Origin of the sequence: Micromonospora tarapacensis (assembly GCF_019697375.1) — a bacterium.
GTDB classification, from domain to species: domain Bacteria; phylum Actinomycetota; class Actinomycetes; order Mycobacteriales; family Micromonosporaceae; genus Micromonospora; species Micromonospora tarapacensis.
In genome coordinates this window covers 5,397,293-5,416,575 of sequence record NZ_JAHCDI010000004.1, presented here as the reverse complement: position 1 = coordinate 5,416,575, position 19,283 = coordinate 5,397,293, and the positions used below count along the sequence as shown (strand labels likewise).

General features: G+C 68.6%; 16 protein-coding genes and 3 pseudogenes. 5 read left to right on the top strand and 14 right to left on the bottom strand.

The window, feature by feature from the left end:
- Positions 1–42: 42 nt before the first annotated feature.
- The 13 genes and pseudogenes from KIF24_RS34840 to KIF24_RS34835 all read right to left on the bottom strand — a co-directional run bounded on the left by KIF24_RS34840 (position 43) and on the right by KIF24_RS34835 (position 12,767).
- Complete coding sequence (locus KIF24_RS34840) at positions 43–2,391, bottom strand: argonaute/piwi family protein (RefSeq protein ID WP_221087048.1); 2,349 nt, start codon at positions 2,389–2,391, stop codon at positions 43–45.
- Positions 2,392–2,666: 275 nt separating this feature from the next.
- Positions 2,667–3,740: a DUF3800 domain-containing protein gene (locus tag KIF24_RS30995; RefSeq protein WP_221087047.1), complete on the bottom strand. Its 1,074-nt coding sequence runs from the start codon at positions 3,738–3,740 to the stop codon at positions 2,667–2,669.
- Between the two features lie 171 nt (positions 3,741–3,911).
- On the bottom strand, positions 3,912–5,378 hold the full coding sequence (locus KIF24_RS30990) for a tyrosine-type recombinase/integrase (RefSeq protein WP_221087046.1): 1,467 nt from the start codon (positions 5,376–5,378) through the stop codon (positions 3,912–3,914).
- 94 nt (positions 5,379–5,472) lie between these two features.
- Entirely contained in the window at positions 5,473–5,742 is a 270-nt protein-coding gene (locus KIF24_RS30985) for a helix-turn-helix domain-containing protein (RefSeq protein WP_221087045.1), read from the bottom strand.
- Between the two features lie 90 nt (positions 5,743–5,832).
- A complete protein-coding gene (locus KIF24_RS30980) occupies positions 5,833–6,291 on the bottom strand; it encodes an XF1762 family protein (protein WP_221087044.1) in 459 nt (152 codons plus the stop codon).
- Positions 6,288–7,271, bottom strand: a complete 984-nt coding sequence (locus tag KIF24_RS30975; RefSeq protein ID WP_331461333.1) for a DNA-methyltransferase — start codon at positions 7,269–7,271, stop codon at positions 6,288–6,290. The genes KIF24_RS30980 and KIF24_RS30975 overlap by 4 nt, the downstream gene beginning before the upstream one ends.
- 159 nt (positions 7,272–7,430) lie before the next feature.
- Entirely contained in the window at positions 7,431–7,667 is a 237-nt protein-coding gene (locus KIF24_RS30970; protein WP_230415999.1) for a hypothetical protein, read from the bottom strand.
- Between the two features lie 45 nt (positions 7,668–7,712).
- Entirely contained in the window at positions 7,713–8,264 is a 552-nt protein-coding gene (locus tag KIF24_RS30965) for a DNA cytosine methyltransferase (protein WP_221087042.1), read from the bottom strand.
- Positions 8,261–9,127: an adenine nucleotide alpha hydrolase family protein gene (locus KIF24_RS30960; RefSeq protein WP_221087041.1), complete on the bottom strand. Its 867-nt coding sequence runs from the start codon at positions 9,125–9,127 to the stop codon at positions 8,261–8,263. The genes KIF24_RS30965 and KIF24_RS30960 overlap by 4 nt, the downstream gene beginning before the upstream one ends.
- A complete protein-coding gene (locus KIF24_RS30955) occupies positions 9,124–10,110 on the bottom strand; it encodes a TRM11 family SAM-dependent methyltransferase (protein WP_221087040.1) in 987 nt (328 codons plus the stop codon). The genes KIF24_RS30960 and KIF24_RS30955 overlap by 4 nt, the downstream gene beginning before the upstream one ends.
- Positions 10,094–11,026: a hypothetical protein gene (locus tag KIF24_RS30950; RefSeq protein ID WP_221087039.1), complete on the bottom strand. Its 933-nt coding sequence runs from the start codon at positions 11,024–11,026 to the stop codon at positions 10,094–10,096. Before KIF24_RS30950 ends, KIF24_RS30955 begins: the two co-directional genes overlap by 17 nt.
- A gap of 501 nt (positions 11,027–11,527) precedes the next feature.
- Positions 11,528–11,935 carry a hypothetical protein gene (locus KIF24_RS30945; protein ID WP_221086646.1) on the bottom strand — a complete coding sequence of 136 codons (408 nt, stop codon included), beginning with the start codon at positions 11,933–11,935 and terminating at the stop codon, positions 11,528–11,530.
- A pseudogene (locus tag KIF24_RS34835) lies at positions 11,932–12,767 on the bottom strand (IS5 family transposase). Before KIF24_RS34835 ends, KIF24_RS30945 begins: the two are co-directional and overlap by 4 nt.
- Before the next feature lie 491 nt (positions 12,768–13,258).
- On the opposite strand from KIF24_RS34835, the gene KIF24_RS30935 reads away from it, so the two are divergent.
- From KIF24_RS30935 to KIF24_RS30915, 5 genes and pseudogenes are all read left to right on the top strand, one after another.
- Positions 13,259–13,624 (top strand): PadR family transcriptional regulator, encoded by a 366-nt coding sequence (locus tag KIF24_RS30935; protein ID WP_221087038.1) that lies wholly within the window; start codon positions 13,259–13,261, stop codon positions 13,622–13,624.
- Between the two features lie 5 nt (positions 13,625–13,629).
- A complete protein-coding gene (locus KIF24_RS30930) occupies positions 13,630–14,616 on the top strand; it encodes a serine/threonine-protein kinase (protein ID WP_221087037.1) in 987 nt (328 codons plus the stop codon).
- 194 nt (positions 14,617–14,810) lie between these two features.
- Positions 14,811–15,143, top strand: a pseudogene (locus KIF24_RS30925) (transposase); the annotation flags it as partial.
- Positions 15,144–15,735: 592 nt separating this feature from the next.
- Positions 15,736–17,256 carry a group II intron reverse transcriptase/maturase gene (gene ltrA / locus KIF24_RS30920; protein ID WP_221087036.1) on the top strand — a complete coding sequence of 507 codons (1,521 nt, stop codon included), beginning with the start codon at positions 15,736–15,738 and terminating at the stop codon, positions 17,254–17,256.
- A gap of 136 nt (positions 17,257–17,392) precedes the next feature.
- A pseudogene (locus KIF24_RS30915) lies at positions 17,393–18,343 on the top strand (IS701 family transposase); the annotation flags it as partial.
- Between the two features lie 265 nt (positions 18,344–18,608).
- Here the strand turns inward: KIF24_RS30915 and KIF24_RS30910 are convergent.
- Positions 18,609–19,262, bottom strand: a complete 654-nt coding sequence (locus KIF24_RS30910; protein WP_221087035.1) for an NADPH-dependent F420 reductase — start codon at positions 19,260–19,262, stop codon at positions 18,609–18,611.
- Positions 19,263–19,283: the final 21 nt, after the last annotated feature.

Here is a 19,283-nt window from a genome sequence, read left to right as displayed (position 1 = left end):
GCTGTGCGCCGACGACCGTGTGCGCGCCGGGTTCATGGTTCGTCATAGGAACCACCTGCTGGTCCGGAATGAGGTGCGCAGGATGTCGGCGTTCCAGTTACGGACGTGCCGGAGCTGGCCGAGCAGGGACGCGATCAGGTCGGAGTACATGATCGTGACCGGGGACCTCGACGGGTAGAACCGCCGCCACGACATCGCGGTGAACCGGAACGCCTGACCGGCCAGGTACTCGATGTCGGTGAACGTCGACGCCCGGTGCAGCTTGAGCAGCAGCGGCCGGGGCAGCCCGTGCGTGGGCCGCTTGATGTCGTACGGCCCGGCGACGGTCAGCAGCACCTCGCAGGAGCTGATCGTCACGGCGTGCCCGCGTTGGGGGACGTAGCGGCCTTTCGGCTGGCGGCGCCCCGAGGGCATCGCGGTGTTGCCGATACCCTGCGCGGCGGTGTCGAACAGGTACCAGTCGTGCTCTTCGCTGACGTGCACGAACGCGAACTGCACGGCACGGAACTCGGCGAGCAGCCCGGAGACGAGGTTCTTCACGGCGTCGGCCTCGGTGTCCTTGAGCGGCTTGAAGACGTGGAAGATCAGCCGGATCGCGTCCTCGGGCCGCCAGGCGTTGCGGGTCTTCACCTCGTCGATGCAGACGCGCAAGGCGCGCAGAAGTTCCTCGGGGTATCGGTCGTAGTCGGCCTCGCGAGACATGTTGGACAGCAGGTAGTTGCCGTCAGCGCTGAAGACGGTGGTGATTCCGACGACCCGCTCGGGGGCGCTGAACCGGCTCGCCTTGATGTGCGCGCTGCCGATGCCGATCACCAGCTCGTGCATGATCGTGCCCGGGGCGGCGATCACGAACGGGATGCCGCCCAGCTTCGCGTAACACTGCAGCGCCATGCTGTCCAGCGGATACGCGATGTCGCCACGTCCGATCGTCTCGTACTGGATCTCCTGGACGGGGACGCCCTGGCCCATCAGCGTGGATTTCGCCACGAGGTACGGGCTGTCGTCCCCTTGTAGGTCCTGCTGCGCCTCGCTGGTAATCACGATCGCCAGATGTGGCTTCTCGTCGCGGTCCAGGGCGGCGAGACACGCGTCGCGGTAGGCGGTCGCGTCGCGGGGGCCTGTGGCATCGAAGGCCTCGATACGGATGTCGCAGTCGGTGAGGCGGTACTTGCGGGCGAAGCCCTCCGTGAACACCTTGGCGTTCGGGACCCCGCGCCGGAACTGGTTCATGAAGACCTCGACGCTGCCCTGGTACGCCCGGGGAGTCATGACGAGGATCCGCGGCCGGCGAGGCGAGAACGACTCGGAGTCGAACGGGCCCAGCCGTGTCAGCCCTCGTTGGGCCGACTTGTCGGTCTTGCCGCCGCCCGGGTCGAAGACGAAGGTCGGCTCCGCGAACGGCGTCGACCGCACGTGACCGCCGCTGCTTCCGGTCGAGCCGTTTCCCAGAGGCACCCCGACCTCGACCTCGACGTCTGCGGCGATCCGCAGGGGCCCGCCTCGCGCGAGCCGTCTGGCCAGCGCGGTGATCCGTCCGAGGCGCCCCTCGGCCCCGGTCAGAGCGAAGGCCTCCTCATCCAGCCGTTCCAGCAGCGGCCCCTGGCGTCCACCGGTGAGGAAGGCGACGACGTCCTGAAAGGTGTCGAGACGCCCCTCCAGCCACGCCTCGCCAGCATCGACCTCCGACACCGCCGGAGCGTCACGCAGATGCAACCGCCCGGTGCGCACCGACTCGACCGCCCCGACCAGCTTGCGGTAGGCGCACTCGTCGAGATGCGGGTGGAACGGCACCTCGCCGGTCCGGGCGAGGACGTACCGGCCCTCGACACCGAACCCGCGGTCGAGCAACTCCCGCACGGTGAGGTCGAACTCGTACCTGGTCTTCAGGCCCACGACGATGCCCATCCTCGCCGACGGGCCGTTGGCCCGCGCGTCGAGACGGTACTGCGGAAACACGTGCACACCAGCGAGCGCCTCCCGCTGGTCGCCCGCACACTGAGCGAGCAGATCCTGCTGGCGAAATCGGGACACGAAGCAGGGCTGCTTGAACGAGCGAAGCCGGTACCCCATCCCGATGACCTCGTTGACCAACGCCTCGCGTACCAGGCGCATGGTGAGATGGCGGAAGTCGTTGATCGCGAACTTCTCCTCGGTGCCGACGAGCCGGGAGTCCGCAGTCAGCGGCACGCACACGATCTGGTTGCCCTCGCGGGCCACCACGTGCGTCCCCTGCAACTCGGCACGGAGCCCGTGGAGCCGCTCCCGCGAGTCGAACGGGACAACGCCCGCGTGGAACGCCTGTCCGTGGAACCGGACCGGCAGGAAGTTCGCCACCAGACTCGGCGCCGCCCGGTGGGGCGGGGCGGGCACACCACGCACTGCCTCGACCACCTTCCTCCTCAACTCGCCGCGGCTACGCCCGCGTTCACCCTCGACCCGGGCAGAGCTCGCACCTGGTTGGACGACCACGCTACCCAGGGGGTGCGACAGATCGGGTTCTGAGAGCCGTGAGGGGCAAGTCCCCTGGGCCTCGGATCTTCGCCCTGAACGGGAAGGGATCCGTTACCTCGCCCGGTCGTGACCGCAGAAGGCCAGCGCCAACTGATCACGGTGCAGCCCCGGCACCGGGTGAGTCCACGAGGCGGGACGCGGTGCGACGACCGGGATCAGATGCGTCGCGGCATCGTGATCAGATCCTTGTTCGGCCACACCCCGCCGATCGTCCATCGCTCCGCGAGGGGGACGAGCTGCGCAACGAACGAATCCTCGTCGGTGCCCGTCGCCCGCGCTTGGCCGACCTGGCGGACGGCACCTGCCACCCAGTCAGCGATGATCAACTGCGGCGTCGTGCTGCTGTCGGCGAAGGTGATGTCAACGACCGGCAACGCCTGTGCCGGGAGGCCGGGCGTGACCGCCGGGACCTGGTCGAGCGACAGCAGCAACGGCAGGTGCCGGTTGATCGTCTTCGACGAGTCGTGCACCAGGTGGAACTCGCCGATGGCCGCCCCGACGTGACGGCACAGCTCGATCAGGCACGGAACGGCGGGGTCGAGAACATCGCGGATCTTGCGAGCGTCGATGAGGTTGACGAGATCCTGGGCGTGCCAACGCGCAGCGAGCAGAAGGCCGACATGCGTGTCGAGGCCGTCCCGGGTTGTCCGGCGGTACGCCTCGACCGCATCGAACAGATCGTCAAGGACGGTCGGCTGGTTGGGCCGGATCGCGTTGACGAAGGTCGCCAGCATCGACTCGTAGGCGCTTTCGTCACCGAGCACGGGACCGGCCAGGTGCATGAGGTTCGCCAGCCCGACTGCGGAACCGTCCGCGTACATGTCGTAGCCGTCCGCCCATGCCAGCTCGACCACGAGACAGTCGATCATCTTCGAGATGATCATGAATCGCTTGTGCGCGACGAACGCGCTCGCAACATCTTCCCCCAGGGTCGGCAGTACCGACATGAGCGCCGCCTGGCCCTGCCAGCTCTTCGCCAGCGACCCGTACTTCGGCTCGCCCTGCCGCGGCGGCACCGCGTCCAGCACGGACTGCACCATCGCCTGCGCATCGACGGCGCTCAAGCGCACGGCGGCCACGGCGAACACCGGCTGATACGGATCGAGGAGGTTCTCCCCGGAGTTGCTGGACTCGTCGGCATAGACCGTGGGAGCTTCGTCGAACACGACACCACTGTGCCGACCGCCGCGAGATCCCGCGCGGCATTTCTCGCGCCGCTGCCGCGACACCCGGAGATGCGGGCCGACGTAGCTTTCAGGTCGCGTCAAGGCTCAGAGGCGCTGGCATCAGTGACGGCCTGAAGACCAGTAAGACCCGCGATGTCGAAGGCTCAACGCCGTCGCTGGCCGGCGACACTGATCAGTCGGGGTGCCGGCCAGCGGTGGCGCGTCGACGTGGCGTTATGCAGCCTTCGGTCGGTTTCTGCGAGGGATGAGCTTGATCGTGGCCTCGGCGGTTGTCTTTTTCAGCTCCGCGAGGACGGAGGTGTAGATATCGGCGGTCATCTTGTAGGAGGAGTGGCCGAGGGTGTCCTGGATTTCCTTGATGCTGGCTCCGGCGGCGAGCATCAGGGTCGCGGCGATGTGCCTGAGGTCGTGGAACCGTACAGGCGGCAGGCCGCTGCGTTCGACGAGCCGGTCGAATCGGCCGGTGACCGTTTCCGGGTGCCAGGGTTGGCCGTCGCGTTTGCGGACGAAGAAGATGTCGCTGTCGGCCCAGGCGTCGCCGGCGACGACCTTCCACGCCGCCCGGCGAAAAAGGTACCGGCGCAGACTTGTGACGGTCTCGTCGCCGAGGTCAACGATCCGGTCCCCGGCCGCCGACTTCACCCCTTTCTCGATCACCTGGTAGCCGACGCTGGTGCGTTGGCCGGTGATGGTGATCGCCGCCGCATCCAGGTCGACGTCGTAGTCGTGCAGACCGCACAGCTCGCCCCTGCGCGGGCCCCGGTGGATCGCCACGTCGAACAGGGCGTACAGCTCGGGGTCCTCGGCTTCGGCGAAGTCGAGGAACTCGCCCGCCTGGACGGGCGTCCAGACCATGACCGGGCTGGGCCGCTGTCGGGTGCGGCGCCACCGGTTGACCGCCGCGTCGGTCCAGAGCCGGGGTTTCGGCGATCTGCCTGACCCTAGCTCGACGGATTCGGCGGGATTGTGGTCGACCAGCTTGTGGTGGTACAGCCGGCGGGCGTCGTTGAGGGCCTTGCGCAGGGTCGCGAGGATCCGCTGCTGGCTGGCGTCGCCGACCGTGCGGATCCCCTTCACGGTGTCCCGGATCTCCCTCACGGGGCTGGCTTTCGCGGCGCGGATCTCGTCGTTGCGGGCCTCGATCGTGGCGAAGACCGACTCGATGTGCGCGGCGGTGAGTTCCTGCAACGCCACCTGCCCCAGATGAGGGGTCCAGTACTTGGTGATGTGGTCCTGGTAGCTGCGCCGGGTCGCGGGTGCCAACCTGACCCGGTTGGTGATCCACTCGGCGAGGTACTCGCCGAGGGTGAGTCGGGTGTCGGCGGGCACGTCTGCGCGGATGCGGCGGGCCACGTGGTCGCGGTCCGGCAGCGGCTGGTTGGGCTTGCACGCCTGCAGCAGGTCGGCGATTCGCCGGCGCTGGATCTCGTCGCGGCCGGCGAGGTCGAGCAGCGCGCGGACGTGGTCGCGTTCGGCGGCGGCCTCCTCGCGGGTGTCGAACCCGGTGCGGCGCAGCTGCCGCCGCCCGTTGTCGGCGTCGAGGGGGAGTTCGAGCTGGTAGCGCCAGGTGCCGTGGTGGGGGTTCCACCCGTTGCCGCGGCGCAGCTTGGGGCACTGGGCGCCGAGGCGTTTGCCGTTCTGTCGGCAACCGCAGCGTTTGGTGATGGATCCGTCTGCCATGACGAGTTCTCTCCTCGCCGACGCCGCCGTCTGGCGAGCATCGGATTGTCGGGTGTCCGGTGGGTGGTGATCACCGCTCGTTTTGGCCGGGTGATCAAGTCGCGGGCGGCGGCGACGCCGGGGGGTCGCTGGGGACGCCGAGGGCGGCCAGGATCGCGGCGACGGAGACCCGGTAGCGGGAGCCGACCCGCAACACCGGCACCGGCAGGCGGTCGCGGCGCGCCAGCTCGTAGGCGGTGCTGCGGGACATGCCGAAGATCTCGCCGACTGTCGCGACGTCCGTGACCGCTCCGAGCGCCCGGATGCCCGCAACGGTCCACACCGGCGAATCCTCCGCGGGAGTGCTGGCCTTTCTGCTGTCCATGGGATTTGGTCCTTTTGCGCAAAGAGGGAGAGAGCCCGCCACCGTGGTGGTGGCGGGCTCTCGGGATGGTGAGGTTTGCTGGTGTGATGGTCAGCCGGTTGGCTCGGTCGGCTCCCACCGACGTCGGTCGATCTCGGCGGTGCCGTGGTCGACACGGGGGCGGCTCGGTCGTGACCAGCCCGGCTGCGCCGGCCGGGAGGCGACCACGCGCCACCCGGCCGCCCGCAGGCTGGCCCCGCTCTCTGCGTCCTGCGTGTAGGTGACCAGACGTCGGTAGCCCAACGCCCGGGCGGCCTTCCACGCCGCCGCGTAGAGCAGGGAGCAGGCGTTACGAGTGCCGTCCGTGGCCACTCTGGTGACCTCGAGTGTCATCCCGTCGTCTAGCCTGCTCGCGACGGGACGCCCGACGACGGCCACGCCGACCAGGACGTCGTCGCGGGCCACGCCGACGCTGAACTTGTGACCCCGCGGGGGCCGATGATGCCGGTGCCAGTCCGCGACGAAGCCGCAGGCTTCGGCGAACGTGACCGGCACCGTCCGTAGGCTCACCCGCTCTCCTCGATCGGCACGTCGTCGGGCAGATGCGGGGCGAGCCGGGTCAGCGCCTCGTCGTGGAACGCGGCGCTGATGTCGACCCCCACATAGCGGCGGCCGAGCTGCAGCGCGGCGAGCCCGGTCGTCCCGGCGCCGGAGAACGGATCCAGAACGACACCGCCGGGTGGGCAGCCGGCCGCGATCGCCCGTAGCGGCAGGTCGATCGGAAAGGGGGCCACATGCGACCCCCGGTAGGGGCGGGTCGCGATCCGCCACACATCCCCCGGGTTGCGTCCCTTCGGATGGGCGGCGGTGTGAGCGTGCCCGAGCGGGACGAGGTTGCCCCGCCCAGCCCGAGGCTCGACCTGTACCTCCTCGGCGCCGTACTTACCGGCGCCGTACGCGGTGGCGCCGCGGCGGCGGGCGGTCGCGCCGATCCCGCCGATGCGGCCCTTGCGTGCCCCGCCGATGATCCGGGTTCCGTCGGCGGCCTCCGGCCGGACGAGCGGGATCCGGATCGGGTCAAGGTCGAAGTAGTAGGAATGGGACCTGGTGAGCAGGAACAGCAGTTCGTAGCCGGTGCTGAGCCGGTCGGTCACGGACTCGGGCATCGGGTTGGTCTTCGACCAGATGACCGCGTTACGCAGCCGCCAGCCGCGCGCCTGCAGTGCGAACGCGGTCCGCCAGGGCACGCCGATCAGGTTCTTCGCCGGCAACAGCGCGGACATCACCGGTGTTCCGATGATTCCGCCCCTGGTGTCGTGGGCGCGACGGGTACCGCCGGTGTAGCTGTCGCCGAGGTTCAGCCACAGCGTCCCGGCGGGTTTGAGCACCCGCATCGCCTCGTCGAACACGCCCACCAGGCGGTCGACGTACTCGCCCACGGTGGGTTCCAGCCCGTACTGCGGGTCTGCCCACGTCGCCCCGCACCGGCGGCACGAAGCGCCGCCGCGGCGATGCCCGGCAGGTAGCGGGGGTGCCGCCGTGCCACGCACCGGTGCCGTAGTCCCGCAGCGACCAGAACGGCGGGCTGGTCACGATGCTGTCGACGCTGCCGTCGGGCATCGCGGCGAGCACCTGCCGGGCGTCGCCGAGATACAGCTCGACCGGGCCGACCTTCCGGTACCGGTAGGCGTCCAGCAAGGTGGGATCGGTCATGATGGCACCGCCCACCGGTGCGGACACAGCAGCATCCGCAACGCGGCGGCTGCCTGTTGCGGGACGACGCCGTTGCCGAGGACCCGCAGCGCCCCGGTGCGCGGCAACGCGAGCACCGGGTCAGTCACCCACTGCCGGTCGAGGCCCATGAGCCATTCCACGAACGGCGGCGCCAGCACCGGTTTGCCGTGCCGCCCTGGTTGGGTCGGCTCCGGCACCGGCCGGCCGAGCAACAGCTCCCACCGTGCAGCCCGTACTGGTGGCCGGGGCCCTTGCCATCACGGGCGCACGGTGTCGGCAACGTCCGCACCCCCTCCCAGACGGCCGGTGGGGGTGGCCAGCAGGAACAGCCGGTCGCGGCGGTGGGCTGCGCCGATGTCGGATGCGCGTAGGCATAGCCAGCTCGTGTCGTACCCGATCTCGGCCAGGTCGGCGTGGACGACGTCGAGTCCTCGTCGTAGGAGGGCGGCGACGTTCTCCACGAACAGCAGGTGCGGTCGTAGGACGCGAACGGCTGCAGCGACGTGGTTCCAGACGCTGGAGTGCTCACCGGTGATGCCGACGCGTTTGCCGGCGTTGCTGATGTCCTGGCAGGGGAATCCGGCGGTGAGGATGTCGACGGGTTCGACCTGGGCCCAGTCGACGACGCTGATATCGCCGAGGTTCGGGATACCGGGCCAGTGATGGGCGAGAACGGTGGCGGCGTGTCGGTCGGTCTCGGCGTACCAGGCGAGCCGGCCGCCGAGCACCAGCTCGACGGCCAGGTCGAGCCCGCCGTACCCGCTGCACAGGGAACCGACTCGTGGTGCGGCGGTGGCTTCACCGTTCACGCCACCTCCCCACGCCCCGCGGCGGCAGGTGCCGTCGCGTCGTGCGGGCAAGTCCACGGCCCACAGCCAGGAGAATCCGCCGGCCGTGGGCGTGGGCGCAGCACTACCTCGTCGAGCGGCACTCGGGCTCGGTGCAGGAAGAACTGCCCGCGCAGCGGGTGCCCCTGCACATTTGCCTTCGCGGAGCCGTGGCGGATCGCCCGGTCGAAGGCGACCGCGTCGGCCCACTCCGCGGGGCTGTTCGCCCGCAGGCCAGCCCAGAAGCCGTCGTCGTGGAAGGGGCACCCCACGCACGACGACTTCGGGGTGTCTCCGAGGCCTTGGTCGGCCAGGTAACGGAGACAGTCGGTCCGCCGCCAGCCCAGGTCGAGCAACGGGTGGACGTTGTGCATGTAGCCGACGTCCGAATCCCGGGCGCGGCCGATCTCGTCCAGGCTGATCCCGATCGCCATCTGCGCCCGCACCCCGGCCGGCACCCGCGTCGGGTGCGGGTAGCCGAGCCGGCGCCGCACCTCCACCTTGATCGGTTTGATCTTGTACTCGGAGGTGCACTGCCGGCGGGCCATGCCCCGCTGACCGTTCGGCCCGAGCGTGAACAGGGGCATGGACGCGAAGCGGTGCTCGGGGTCGAGCGCGTCAGCCCGGATGTCTCCGGTGCTGACGCGCACGACCTCGATGCCGGCTGCCTGGGCGATGCCTGTCAACCGGTCCAGATGGCGGTAGACCGCAGCCGGTTCCCAGGACGTGTCGGCGAAGATCGCCGCGTCGAACCCGGGGATCGTGCCCCGGGCGGCGAGCAGCAGGAGCGTGGTGCTCTGCACGCCTGCGCCCAGGGACAGGTAGCGGTGGGTGGGTGCGCTCACGCGACCACCCCAGTTCCGTCCACTGGCGATGGCCGTTTGGTGAAGATCAGGACGTCTTCGTGGGCGATGAGGTGCATCGGCACCCCGCCGGCCCTCGCCTTCCGCACCTGCTGGAGCTGGAAGAAGCTGGGGCGGGCGACGAGGTGCCCGTCGCGGACCGCCGCGAGCAGCGCCACACACCGCTCGATCGGGACGAGGCCGGCACGGAGACCGGCCGCGATGACGGCGCTGGGCAGGTCGACCAGCTCTCCTCGCTTGCGCCACGGCCTCGCGGTGACCAAGACCACGCCGCCCGGCCGCAGCAGGGTGGCGCAGCCGCGCAGGATCTGCGCGAACCCGCCGGCCAAGCCGGTGAGGTCGCGGTAGGCGAGGTTGCCCTTGTCCTCCCCATACCGGTCGTCGTACTTGACGACCCCGCCCTCGCCGGGGCGGACCAGTCCGTGCACCGTGGGCCCGTACGGCGGGGAGGTGACCACGAGTGCCACCTGGCCGGTGAGGGCCTTCGGTACGAGCGACATCAGTCGGGTCGCGTCGCCGCGGATCACCGACGCCCGTCCACTGGCACCCTGGTCGTGGGCGTGGCGGATGTTGGCGTCGGCGATGTTGCTCCACTGTGGCTCGTACTCGATGCCGAAGGCGTCGCGGCCGGCGTGGACCGCCTCGACCAAGGTGGTGCCGATCCCGCACATCGGATCCAGGACCAGGTCACCGGGCTGGGTGTAGGCGCCGATCGCATGGGCGGCGATCGCCGGCAGCATCCGGGCAGGGTGCTTGACCGACTCCTGCAGATACCGGCCGCGCCGTTGCACCGGGCCGGTCGACTGGGCGGTGGCCCAGACCGACAGGCCCTCGGGGTCGGCGCGGTGGCGGCCCTCGTACTCCCGGTGCCGGCCCGGGTAGTCCTCGCCGGTGGCGGGGCTGGTGGTGTCCGGCTCGTGCGGGTCGGGTTGCCCGGGGGCGGTGTGCTCAGGCACGGCGACCACCGCCGTTGCCGCGTCGTCGCGACTCGGTCGACGGGGCCTGTCGTGGGGTGAAGACCAGCAGGTCAGCGTGCACCCGCAGGTGAGCCACCGCCCACTGTTCGGGGTTGGCGTGGGCCAGGGTGAGCAGTTCCTCGTCGGTGACGACGTGGTAGACGAACTGGTCGCCGTCGGTGTCGGCCTCGACCGCGACGATGTGCTGCAGGTAGCCGAGCCCGGCACTGGAGGCGGCAGCCACCAGCGGGCCGAAGTCCTCCGGCGTGGGCTGCGTACCGGCGGGCACGCCGACCACGAGGACGAGGCAGCCGCCGGGGCGCAGCAGCCGCGCACACGCGGCGAGGAGCCAGGCGAGCCGGACCCGGGCGGTCGTGTCCGCCTCGTGCAGCGGCCAGCAGGCGACCACCAGGCTGGTAGCCGCGTCGAGGGGGCCGTCCTCGGGCGGCCGGACGGCCTCGGTGTCGATTCCGGACAGGTCGGGGTCGGTGAGGTCGTCCCCGAACCACTCGGTCAGTTCGGGCGGCTCCTCGCCATCGCTGTCGCCGGCCTCCGGCTCGTGCGAGGTGGCCAGCGGGTTAGTCTCGGTCGCCGCCGGCAGGTCGGTGGTGGCCGGGCCGATAAGCAGGCCGGAGCCGTCGGTGAACCAGGCGCGGTGGTGTCGGCGTCCGCCCCGGCCGCAGATCGCAGCCAGGGGGTGGTCGGTGGTGAGGTCGACGACCGCCTCTCCGGGCCGGCTGTAGGCGGCGACGAGGCGGTAGGCGAGACGGGTGGGCAGGCTGGTGTGGGGTTCGGTGCCGGTACGTGCCGTGCGCCAGACCGTGATCGGGACCGGCGGGTCGCCGGCGATCAGGTCGATCAGTGTGGAGTCGGCCGGCTCGATGTGGTCGGCAGGGTTGTGCTGGTGCGGCGTGTGCTCGCTCATGTGCTGTCGGCTCCGCGCCGCGCCGTGAAGCGCTGACACTCCCAAACCGGAGTTTGTGAGTCCTGGCGAACACTTGCCGCACTCACAGCCGCTCACAGGCAGGGGTTCGACGGTGTTTCGTCCCGGTTGGTGTGTTTTTTTCCGGTCTGCTCGGCGTGGTGGACGAACATCCGCAGGCGCCGGGCGTCCGCGAGGTGTTCCTAAGCCCCGCCACTTCTGTCAGTCACGGTGTGTTACTGACAGAAGCGGCGGGCGTGGCCGGTCGCGACCTGTTCCGAGATGTGGATCGTCGCGTTGACCAGCACTGTGAGAGACGTCTGAGTGTCAAAGGTCGAGGCTGATAGCGCCGGCACAGGTGTCTGTCACAGGTTTCTTCGTGTCAGCGGTGACAGAGATTCCGCGACTGTCACAGGTGCGTGGCGAGCTGGCACGGGTGGGCGGGTGGTGCCCTTGACGCGACCGCTGTGAGCGGGTCGGGTTGTCAGAGGGCGGTTCGGAGGTTTAGGTCCGTTTCGGGATAAGGGCGAACACTCCGGGCTGGTCTTCGGTCAGGACTTGGCGGTTGACCATGCGTTTCAGCTTCGCGCGGGTGCCTTCGACGTGTTTCGGTGAGGGCTCGACGCCGAGCGCGAGGCAGATGTCCTTGGCGCGCATGCCGGTGGGCGTGGTGCCGAGGATGTGCAGGATCTGCTGGTAGGGGGCGCTGGCGATGGTCGGGTCGTCGGCGGTGAACTCGGCGGCGGTGACGGCGCGCAGGGTGGTGCGGGTGGTTGCCAGGTCGGCCAGTTCGCCCTCGACGCGGGCGAGTTCGCCGGTGAGCGCGTTGATCTGTTCGCGGAGCCGGGCCGCGGTCTGGTCGGTGGCGGCTTCGCGTTCGGTGATCAGGTCGAGGACCGTGGTCAGGTTCATCGGTGTCGCCAGGACGGGGTGCTCGTGCCGGTGAGCCGGCGCACCATGTTGGCCATCGATGCCCAGAGGGTGCGGGACACCGATGACTCCGGGCGGCTTTCGTACTCGCGCACGAGGCGTCGGTGCAGCATCAGGGTGCCGTTGACCTGTTCCACGATCCACCGTTTGCGGATCGGTACGAACCCGGGCCGGGTGTCGGAGCGTTTGACGACCTCGACGTCGACACCCAGGACGGCCCCGTGCAGCGCGAGGTCCTGTTTGAACCCGGCGTCGACCCACGCGCGGGTGACCGTCGGGGTGTGCGTGGTGACCTTGTCGAGCAACCGGATGCCGATGGTGTTGTCGGTGACCGACGCCGCGGTCACCACGACCGCGATGACCAGCCCCAACGCGTCCACGGCCAGGCCTCGCTTACGCCCCGGAACCTTCTTGCTGGCGTCCTTGCCGGTCGTGGCCGCGGGCACGTGGTTGGCCGCGCGGATCGACTGGGTGTCCAGCACCACCGCGCTCGGATCCTCGGCGCGGCCGGCCTTCTCCGCGCCTGGCAGCGCAGCAGGTCATGGATCACCTGGTCGGTGCCGTCGTCACGCCACAGGGCGAAGTAGTAGTACGTCGCGGACTTCGGCGGCAGGTCATGCGGCAGATACGCCCACTGACACCCGGTCCGGTTCTGGTAGAAGATCGCGTTCACGATCTCCCGCAGGTCGTAGTCGCCCTGCTGACCCGACACCGACACCGCGACCCGCTTGGCCTTCCACGCCTGCAGAAACGGCCCGATCAGCTCCCACTGCTCGTCGGTGACATCGCTGGGATACCGCTTTCGATCACCCATGACCGGGCTAACGCCACAGCCGCCCGACGGTCACGACCAAGACTCACATCCGACGCCATCGACCATCGCTAACACTGACGAACCTGCCGGAATGCCTCCAACCGGGCACAACGCATAGATCAACTCAACGATCTTCGAACCGCCCTCTCAAAGCCGCCGGTGCCGACCTCAAGGACATCCAGGAACTCCTCGGCCACTCCTCGGCCGCCATGACCGACGTCTACACCTCGGTCATCGCCGAACTCGACGTCGAACGCGCCAAAGCCGAAGCTGCCGCCGAACTACTCCCCCGCCGACGCAAGCGCGCCGCGTAGACAGACAACACCCGCCAGACGGGGGCGGCCGCCCTCGGGATGCCGCCCCCGCCGTCGCAGGTCGACGCCATCGGCTGCGATGCGGCCCTTCGCCGCGGGCAGCAAGGCAGAGCTTCAACTCAAGACGTTGCCGACGTTTTGCCCTTGCCATACCTTTGTGCCCGATATATTGGGAAGGTGGATGCACCTCTGCGGGAACCGACCTTTTGGATCCTGACCGCACTCGCCGGCCCGCCTATGCATGGTTACGGGATCATCAAAGAGGTGGCGGCCCTGTCCGAGGGCCGGCTCTCCATGCGGCCTGGCACCCTGTACGGCGCGCTTGACCGATTGGTGGACGCCGGCCTCATTGAGGCCGACCGAGAGGAGGTCGTTGACGGCCGTCAGCGCCGCTACTACCGCCTCTCCGTAACCGGCAACGCCACCCTCGCCACTGAGACTGAGCGCCTGCGGCGCAATGTGGAGGCGGCGACCGCCCGCCTGGGTGCCTTGGCCCCCGCTGCCCGCCCCATTGCCCCACGCGCCTTGGAAGGTTTGGCATGAGGGACTTGGAACGCCGTTACCGGCAGCTGCTGTGGGCTTACCCCGCTGGCTACCGCCAAGCGCGGGGCGGCGAAATCGTCGGTACCTATCTCGACTTGGCGGAGCCCGATCGCCGCTGGCCGTCGATTTTCGATGCGGCGGATGTGCTGGCTGGAGGTGCCCGTGAGCGCCTACGCACTGCCGGCGCCGCTGACCTCTTACCTGGCGTACGTCTCGCCGCTGTCTTCAGCTTCATGACCGCGACCGCTCTCGCGGGTTTCTGGGGAACCGCCGAGGTGGTCACGACTTCGGCCAGTTGGGGTGCGCCAGCCTTTGGACCATTCGCTACCACTGGCATCGTCGTGTGGGGCTGTTGGCTGCTGGCGGCGGTCGTTCATGTCATCGCTCCAGCGCGGTGGGTCCGAGTTGTCATCGGACTGGCACTGTTCCTCACCGCCGCGGTGGTGCCCGTCGCCGCCCTGTTTGAGCTGCCCCGCCCGTACTTGTTCGTTCTGGTGCCCCAGGTAACGCTGGGCCTGCTGGCACTGGCATTCCCCGCCCAGATGGCGCGACGCCATCGCCTCACGCCCTTGGCGGTCGCATCGGTGGCAGCCCTCATCGCAGTTGGGATCCTGTCCGGAAGAAGTTCGTGGTTCTACCGGTTCAGTTACGGGGCCGCGTTCCTTCCGGAAGCCGGCGCGGTTCTCCTGCTGACCGCCATGCTGGCCGCGATCGTACTGTCGCTGCGCGGTGATGCCCGAGGACTTTGGGCTCTTCTTGTCCTGCTCACCCCGATCGGACTGTTGGGGCTGTACCCCCTGACCGAAAACATCGCCCCGGTCGTCGGTGCTGATTACGCCGACTTCCGCGTCATCATCGGAACGACCGCAGCCATATTCCTCCTGGGCGGAACCACCCTGGCCGCGGCGCTCGCAATCCGTGCACGGTCCCGCACGATGGCCAACACCCAGGCGCTACCCGTAGACGAGCGATGCCCGAACTGCGGCAAATAGCGGGCTACGGACGTGCCAGCACTGGTCGAACAGATTCCCGTGTCGGGCAGTAGTAGACCTTGCAGGAAGACAAGGACTGACCGGTGGCCTAGTACTCCAACGTCACTTGGCTTCGGCGTTGGGCGTGGCGCGGGCGTGAAGACGGCCACCGCGTTGATCATCGATGGTTTGTGAGGACAATCGAAGATCGTGCGGTGGCCGCGTGCCACAGCGTAGACCCCGCCGGGTGGCGGGTCATCCTGGACGAGGCGATGACGCGTGTCGCGGGCCGGTTCGTGCGGGCCGAGCCGCGGGCGACGGCCGGGCAGTTCGTAGAAGGGCTGCTGTCGGAGGCCGAACGAAAGACGTGTTGGTCGCTTGCGGAGCGGGCCGGTCACGGTGATCCACAAGCGATGCAGCGGCTGCTGCGCACGGCGGTGTGGGACCCCGACGCCGTCCGCGATGACATGCGTGAGTGGCTGATCGAGCAGCTCGGCCATCCCGACGCCGTGCTGGTGACCGACGAGACCGGGTGTGCGCCACGAGGCGCTGAGGAACCGTGCGGAAGGAGGAGTCCGCCGCTGGTCATCGCAGTGACCGGCTGAAGCTGGAGACAGGTCGAGCCCCGGGTCAGGGGTGAGGCTGGGAGCAGTCTCGACAACGTAGGAGCGTGTCGGCACCACCAGACGGCACGTGTCCGCTAGCTAGGACGGGAAGGTGTAAGGAGATCTGAACCAGTGGTTGAAGCCCCGTGAGTCGTCAGCGGTCTGTCGAACCTGGTGGATGGGCCGCTCTGTGGTGCTGGAGGAAGCCCGAGCCTGTGGTTCCTCCTCTTCCGCCGTCTCTATCCGGTGGACGGCGGGAGGCCCGGACCAAGACTGCGATGTGCGGTCCGTGGCGATGCCGCCGGGGTGAAGCTGGGCACCGATCCCCGTCGCAGAGGTCCTCAGTGAACGTGGGAAGCGGCTCGATGTCGCCCTCTCCGGGCGGCTGCCGGTCGTCCGGCGGGCAGGCGTGACGCCCGCTGATGGCATCGGGTCGTGGCGGAGTCGCCGTAGTACTCCGAGCCGGGGAAAGCCCGGCACATGGGGAAGGGCGGCAGCGTGATCGGCATCTTGACAGGCATGGAGGAGGTCGTCGTTGAACAGCGACGCACCAGCCTCGCAGTGGCCGTTGTTCGGCCAGGCCGAGGCTCGGGTACTCGAACACCAACGCAAGCTGCACCGTTGGGCAAGGAACGAACCGGCACGCCGGTTCGACGACGTTTTCAACTTGGTCTGCGACCGGGCGACGCTGATGCACGCCTGGGAGCGGGTGGCAGGCAACAAAGGCTCCATGACCGCAGGGGTCGACTCGGTGACCCGCTTCGCCGTCACGCGTGACGACGGGCTGATCCCGTTCCTGGATGACCTGCGGTCCTCGCTGCGCGACGGGAGCTTCTCCCCGTTGCCGGTGCGGCGGGCGGCGATCCCGAAGAAGGGCGGCAAGATCCGCTATCTGGGGATCCCAACGCTGCGCGACCGGGTGGCGCAGATGGCGCTGAAGTTGGTCCTGGAACCGATCTTCGAGGCCGACTTCTACCCGTCCAGTTACGGGTATCGGCCGGGACGACGGGCCCAGGACGCTATCACCGAGATCCACCATTTCACCCGCAAGCCGTCGACCTACGAGTGGATCGTCGAGGGCGACATCAAGGCTTGCTTCGACAACGTCAACCACCAGGTGCTCATGGGCCTGGTGCGCGAACGCATCGCCGACAAGAAGGTGCTGCGGCTGGTCCGCGCGTTCCTGCGGGCCGGGGTCGTCGAACAGCATGGTGGCTTCGCGGCGAGCCTGACCGGCACGCCGCAGGGCGGAGTCATCTCCCCGCTGCTGGCCAACATCTACCTGTCCGTGCTGGACCGGCATTTCGCCAAAGTCTGGGACGAGCAGATGAGCCCGCCGTGGCGGCGGCAGCACCGCCGCCGCACGGGCCGGCCGAACTACCGCTTGATCCGTTATGCCGACGACTTCGTGGTGCTCGTGCACGGCACCAGGGAGGAAGCCGAGCAGGTCAAGCAGGAGATCGCTGAGATCGTGGCCCGCGACGTGAAGATGACCCTCTCGGAAGAGAAGACCCTGATCACCCACATCGACAACGGCTTCGACTTCCTCGGCTTTCGCATCCAGCGCAAGCAGTGGAACCGAGGCCCGATGGTGCTGACCTACCCGTCCAAGGACACCCTGGCGGCGGTCATGAACAAGATCAAGAAGTGGACGGGGCGTGGAACCACATCCCTCGCCCTGCACGAGGTGCTGCGGAAGATCAACCCGATCCTGCGGGGCTGGGCCGCGTACTTCCGCTACGGCGCCTCCAAGAAGACGTTCTCCTACCTAGGCTGGTATGCCTGGTGGCGGATGATCTACTGGTTACGCCGTAAGCACCCCCACCTGACCTGGGGCCAGATCCGCCGCAGCTACTACGGCAGCGACCGGATCGCCGAGGACGGCATCGTCCTCTACAACCCGGCGAAGATGCGGGTCGAGCGCTACCGCTTCCGCGGAGCGCAGATCAGCACACCGTTCAACATCGACGTGGTCGACCCTGCGGGAGCTCGTTTCCGCAAGACCAGCCACGACGACGTTACGTTCGTCGCACAGGTCAGCGAACTCGTCACCTGAACCATCGTGATCACGTAGAGAGCCGGATGCGCGGGAACGCGCACGTCCGGTTCGGCGGGCGGGGACGAGGAAACCGACAGCCGAAACGCTGCACGGCGCCTCGTCCCCGACCCGACTCTTGAAGAAGGGCGTGTGATCGGTCGGGGTGCAGCGGCAGTACACCGGCACCGCCGGACGGATCGAGAACAGTCAGGTCGCAGTGTTCCTGGCCTACGTGACACCTGCCGGGCGGGCGCTGATCGACCGCCGGCTCTACCTACCCGAGACGACCTGGTGCGACAAGCCCGACCGCCTCGCCGCCGCCGGGGTCCCGGACGACGTCGAGTTCGCCACGAAGCCCGCTCTGGCTCGGCAGATGATCGCCGCCGCGTTGGATGCCGGAGTTCCGTTCGCATGGGTGACCGGGGACGAGGTCTACGGCGCCGATCCCGCCCTACGCGACAACCTGGAACATCGCGGGATCGGCTACGTCCTCGCGGTCGGTTGCGACCGACGCGTGGCGGTCAACGACGGCCGCACCCTGATCCGCGTTGACGACCTCGCCGAGCGGATCCCCACCGCCGAGTGGCAACTGCACAGCTGCGGACCCGGAGCGAAAGGTCCCCGCGAGTACCTGTGGGCATGGATCACCACCGTCACCCGGCCGGATGAGTACCGGTGGCTGCTGATCCGCCGCAACCGCACCACTGGCGAGCTGGCCTTCTACCTGTGCTGGTCACCCCGCCCAGTGCCGCTACACACCCTCGTGGCCGTCGCCGGTTCCCGCTGGAGCATCGAGGAGTTGTTCCAGACCGGCAAAGGCCAGGTCGGCCTGGACCACTACCAGGTCCGCGGCTGGACCGGCTGGCACCGGTTCATCACCCTGGCCATGCTCGCCCTGGCCGTCCTGACAATCCTCGCCGCTCAGCAGCCCGACACCGATCCGCAGATCATCGCGTTGACCGTCGCCGAGATCCGTCGACTCCTCAACGCCTTCGTCCTCGCCGCATCGCTCCCGCCAGAACACACCCTGCACTGGTCAATCTGGCGACGAACATCCCAAGCCCGAGCCCGCCGAGCCCACTACCAGCGCAGACAGGCCAAGTGACGTTGGAGTACTAGCCGTCGATGTGGCCGCCCTAGTCGCCGGCAGGATCGGCTGAGTAAAGCGCTTGATGGTGGACCGGATGTGGCACAACCCGAACCGCATTCGCCCTGTTCGGGGGCCGATCGTGACGCTACCGGCCGTGCGCCGACGCGCACCCTGACCGGCTCAGTACGCGCCATAGCGCTTCAGAGACTCCCTGTGGTGTTCGTGCGAGCGTCACGTGCGGCCCGCGTTTCGCTCGGAGCGAGGTACGCGTCGATCAGAGTCACGCCTGAATGACGCGCCGTGCTCGTCTCAGATTGAGGGCCAACTCGTCGCGGTTCTGATGCGCGTGCCGGATCCAGGCAGGTTGACCCGGACCGGTGCGCCAGGATTCGCTCAGCGGGCTGTTGTCCACTGTGTCGAAACCGAACTGGTCGTACAGTCGCGTCACGAGCTCGACGGCTTCGGGGAAGTCGCTCGATACCGACAGTGCCAACCGGTCGGGTGCGCCGGCAGGCCGACCGGAGGTGAGCAGCCGGGGAGCCTGGATGTGGGTGAACGCCTTGGCGACCTTGGAAGTCGGGAGCTGTTCCTGGCGTAGCTCATGGACCGTTTTCTCGCCCGAGTCGACGACCGGGATGTTGCCGTCGCGCCAGACCATGTAATTGTTTGTGTCCAGCACGATTTTGCCTGCAAGCTCGTCAACCGGCATGTCGTTGACGAGCTTGAGGGGCACCGCCACGACGGCGAAATCGCCGGCTGCCGCAGCGTCCGCGGCGTATGCCGCGCGCGCTGACGGACCGAGCTCAGCTATGAGGCTTTCCAGCGTATCGGGCCCCCGAGAGTTGGCGATGACGACCTTGTATCCGGTTGCGAGTGCCGCACGCGCGATCTGGCTGCCGACCTCACCGGCGCCGATGATCCCGATCGTTGTCAAAATCGTTCCACCTCAATAGTT

Excerpts from the sequence above, each read along its gene's own strand:
- KIF24_RS30990 (WP_221087046.1), bottom strand. The coding sequence starts at position 5,378 with ATGGCAGACGGATCCATCACCAAACGCTGCGGTTGCCGACAGAACGGC.
- KIF24_RS30985 (WP_221087045.1), bottom strand. The coding sequence starts at position 5,742 with ATGGACAGCAGAAAGGCCAGCACTCCCGCGGAGGATTCGCCGGTGTGG.
- KIF24_RS30950 (WP_221087039.1), bottom strand. The coding sequence starts at position 11,026 with ATGAGCGAGCACACGCCGCACCAGCACAACCCTGCCGACCACATCGAG.
- KIF24_RS30945 (WP_221086646.1), bottom strand. The coding sequence starts at position 11,935 with ATGAACCTGACCACGGTCCTCGACCTGATCACCGAACGCGAAGCCGCC.